The organism is Aeromonas salmonicida subsp. salmonicida, assembly GCF_001643305.1.
GTDB classification, from domain to species: Bacteria; Pseudomonadota; Gammaproteobacteria; order Enterobacterales; family Aeromonadaceae; genus Aeromonas; species Aeromonas salmonicida.
The window spans coordinates 1-3670 of the sequence record NZ_LSGW01000064.1; the positions used below are offsets into that span (position 1 = coordinate 1).

Annotated in this window: 3 protein-coding genes and 1 pseudogene; all 4 read right to left on the reverse strand. The window is 63.8% G+C overall.

Going from position 1 to position 3670, the window contains the following annotated elements:
- Nucleotides 1–160: 160 nt before the first annotated feature.
- A complete protein-coding gene (locus AXW79_RS10360; RefSeq protein WP_005321908.1) occupies nt 161–586 on the reverse strand; it encodes a tail fiber assembly protein in 426 nt (141 codons plus the stop codon).
- 15 nt (nt 587–601) lie between these two features.
- A complete protein-coding gene (locus tag AXW79_RS10365; RefSeq protein WP_005321910.1) occupies nt 602–2692 on the reverse strand; it encodes a phage tail-collar fiber domain-containing protein in 2091 nt (696 codons plus the stop codon).
- Nucleotides 2689–3291, reverse strand: a complete 603-nt coding sequence (locus tag AXW79_RS10370) for a phage tail protein (RefSeq protein ID WP_005321912.1) — start codon at nt 3289–3291, stop codon at nt 2689–2691. The genes AXW79_RS10365 and AXW79_RS10370 overlap by 4 nt, the downstream gene beginning before the upstream one ends.
- Nucleotides 3284–3670 (reverse strand): annotated as a pseudogene (locus AXW79_RS23205) (baseplate J/gp47 family protein); the annotation flags it as partial. The gene AXW79_RS10370 and the pseudogene AXW79_RS23205, both read right to left, overlap by 8 nt.

The following is a 3670-nucleotide window of genomic DNA, read 5'->3' on the forward strand; positions in this document are numbered from 1 at the left end:
TCGCTTAACGGGTGGCGGCGGTACTGGGCGCGGGCTGCAAGCGCTTGCAGGCGGCCCGTGGCGCTGGTTTGGGTGGCCGGGATCTGGGCCAGTACGCCCTGGGCATTGGCCTGCAGGCTGGCTGCACTGGCTGGCCAGTGCAGCGCCCCTTGTGACCAACTCATTGCGGCATCTCTGGCCAGTTGACCTCGGTTGGCCAGCCGTCACTTTGCGGTAGGCGGTAGAGGGTGACCCGGTAGCGCTGCCAGGCGGTAAGTCGCTGGCGTTCGGCATCGCTGATGATGCCAAGGGTGTCGGCATCCTTCAGCGGCGCCATGGCGGTGGCTGCCTGTTTCAGCTCCTCGTTCAGACGGGCCTGCTGCTGTGTCTCGGTCGGCGGCGAAGGGGTGATCACCTCGATATCGCCAAACTCGCCAAACACCGCCCGGCTGTAGAGCTCGCGGCCATGTTCCTCCGAGTCATCCTTGCGGGCGGCGAACTGGACCTGCTCAGGCAGGTGGGCAAACAGCACGTCCAGGGTGATGCTGTCGGGATCCGCTGCGTAATGGCGTGGGTGAGCGGCGCTGAGCACTTCAATGCGTTCCATGATGTTCTCCTCTCTTTATGCGACCCGGATCCACAGGGTGGTGCGGTCATCCCAGCGGTCATCGCTGTTATCTGTGACGAACCCCAGACACTTCCAGGTGCCCGGTAAGGCCCAGTCGCGATTTTGGCCCCACTCGGAGGCGTTGGCGGGGCGCAGCGACGAGCCGGCGATGGTGGCGGACGGATTCATGGCAGCGGCATGGCCCGGGATCACAGCGGCCATCATATAGGTACCAACTTGTCCCCAACCGCTGGCGACAATGTCCTGGTTGCCTTGTGCGGCCGTGTGGTTGTGGGTGTAGTGGGGTTGGTTTCCCGGGCTGTAGCAGCGGCCCGAGCCATCGTTCACCGTACCCGCAAAGGTGGCATTGCCCCCGGTGTCGATGGTCATACGGGTGAAGACGGATCCCCCTTGACCGTTGGAGGAGGCAATCCGAAACGCGCCATCGGTCGCCAGGTAGGTCATCACCGCCCATTTGCCCGGGATGTGGTATTCGGTCATTGCGTAGTTCGGGTCTGAGATCCCTAAGCGCCAGGCGACCTCCCAACCGGTCACTCCCTGGTTAAGCCACTGACGAAACGCGGCCTGACTGCTGCAGTAGCGCAGATAGCTGTCGTTACCGTAGTCGACCCGAAAGGCCACGGCGCCGACCATGCGCTGCTCATCGACAAGGTTGGTGCGCAGGGTGCGGACTAGCAGGTCGCCCGACGAGTCGCGCAGGGCATAGGTGTTGGCCGAGGGATCATAACTGGGGGCAATGTTGGCGAGCTTGCCCAGACCCACATCGTCCGCACTTGGCTTGTTCAGGGTGTTGTAGTCCCTGGCCCAGGAGGTAAAGGCGCCCGTGCTGTACTGGGCGCGGGTATAGACCCGGCTGGAGTTGTAAACGTGGTAACGCTGCTGGGGGCCTGCTGCCACCGTGACGGTCAGTGTGCCTGCGTTGTTCTCCGGGTAGTTCAGCGCGGCGGAGGTGTTGGCGTTCGCATTTTGGGCATACACCCCGGGCGTGACGATGGTGTTGAGATCTTCTTTGGCCAGGTTTATCGGGTTGAGCAGGCTGCCGCGGTGGGTATGGTTGGCGGCGGCCAGATCCGGTTTGTTGGTCACCTCGCTATAGCTGGGCCAGCGGCTGGCGGTGGCCGGTACCTGGTCGAGCTCATTCCACTTGTGGCGGTGGCTGCCATCTTTGATCTCCACCGCGATGGTGACGCCCTGGGCATCTTCCAGGATGCCCTTGCCGGTCACGTCTCCGGTCAGTTCGATGGTGCGCTTGCGGCGCACGTCGGTGACGCTGCCATTGGCATTGACGATGGCCACCTTGGCCACATGGTGCTGATGGCCGTTGGCATCCAGGTAGTCGGTGAGCTCTGGCACGCTCAGGGTCAGGGAGAAGTGGTTCACCCAGGCATCGAGCAGGGAGCCCGCCCGGTAGATGTCGAGCCAGAGCCCCACCGGCTTGGCGCCCGGGGTCACCTTCTTGACCTCGTTGAGCTCCGCGCGCAGGCCGCCCACGTAGGCCACCCCGGGCTGTATCTTGTAGACCCCCGATGCGTTGACCAGGTTAAAGCCATCCCCGTAGAAGGTGGCCGGCCCGAAGAACTGCAGCGCCTGCAGGCGCAGGTCGTCATCCATCCCGCGCAGGCGGGCGGCATAGTCAATCTGCCAGGTGCTGGCATCCACGTGGGTGGCGGTGGCCTCGCTGGCGCGGTCGTATTCCATCAGCATGGATTTCACCAGGCTGTTGCCAGTCTGGCCGGTGGCCTCATTGGTCTTGAGTTTGGTTTCCAGCCCCTTGTGGACAATCATCCCCACCACGCCGGTGGCCTTGTTGATGAGGTACATGGCATTGAAGCTGAAATCGCCGATCGTGGTGTCCATCACGATGGTGTAAGCCACCGCATCGTTGTTGATGCGCCCGCGCTGGTCCACCGCGTGGCGGTGCACAATCTGGCCCGCCGGCGGCAGGCCGCTGTCCGGGTTGATGGGGGCCTCGGGGTCGAGGCTGGGCACCTTGGCCAGTACGAACTCATCGAGCACCACTGGCACTTGGGTCGCGAGGCACTCCTGCCAGTAGCGGGAGAAAGCGTTGGTAATGATGGTGCTCATGCTGTCCTCTTAAGTGATGCGCCAAACACCTGCTGGCTCATGCCGATACTGCCGGTGTGCAGGGTGCCGGTGACCGGGTAAACCACCGCAAAGCGATAGCGGCGGCAGGTGCGGCCATAGTGTTGAATGAGGGTTTCCATCAGTTGCTGGTTGTCAGCAAGGGCGCTGTCGGTCACCTCGATGGTGATAACGTCCCAGGGTGCGCCGGCCTGGCGTTCGTGGATGTCACACCAGCCGATGCCCAGGCGCTCGAAGATGCGTTTAAAGCCGGCCACCTCGCCTGCGTCCCGGGCGTTCACAAAGGCGAACTTGACCCGCTTGCGAAAGAGCGGCAGCGGCTCGCCGTTGAATCGGGCGATGTCCCGTTCCCAAGCAAGCAGCGAGAGCAGAGATTCGGAGCAGGTCAGCGGGTCTTGCTGGGCCAGCGGCAGCAACAGCCAGCCTTTGAGCCGTTGCCAGAAGGCGTTAATCCCCTTGGCTAGAAACCCGGGCTCGGCGTGGGCCGGGCTGATGGTGTAACCGTCTTCCCACCAGGGGGCGCTGGCATCGGGGAGCTGCGGCGCCTGCAGGTCGTGTTCAAGCGGGGTCGGATTAGTCATGCAGGGTCACCGCCAGCTTGTCGAGGCGAGGGATGGCCAGCCCCGACACGATGTCATCCTGCGCAAACTTGAGGCTCTGCAGCTGCGGGAACTGGCTGTGCAGCTCGCGGCCGAGCTGGGAGAGCGAGAAGCGCGAGCGCGGCCAGGTGCGGGTAACGCTCGGGAAATCCGCTGACTGGCGAAGCGCCGCCTTGACCAGGTTCTCGGCGCCCGCCTTGAGCGCGGTCCGCTGCTCGGCGGTGAGGTTGGCTTGTGGCCACAGTGCAAGGGTGAGGCTGTGCTGGGTCTCTGGCATGGCCATCACGAACAGGTCATCGCCGTGGCCATGGTTACCCTGGCGGCCCACGTAGTCGTTGAGCTGCTCAATCAGGCTGGCCGG

Bases quoted from the DNA above. Each gene is read 5' to 3' on its own strand.
- AXW79_RS10365 (WP_005321910.1), bottom strand. From the start codon at position 2,692: ATGAGCACCATCATTACCAACGCTTTCTCCCGCTACTGGCAGGAGTGC.
- AXW79_RS10360 (WP_005321908.1), bottom strand. From the start codon at position 586: ATGGAACGCATTGAAGTGCTCAGCGCCGCTCACCCACGCCATTACGCA.
- AXW79_RS10370 (WP_005321912.1), bottom strand. From the start codon at position 3,291: ATGACTAATCCGACCCCGCTTGAACACGACCTGCAGGCGCCGCAGCTC.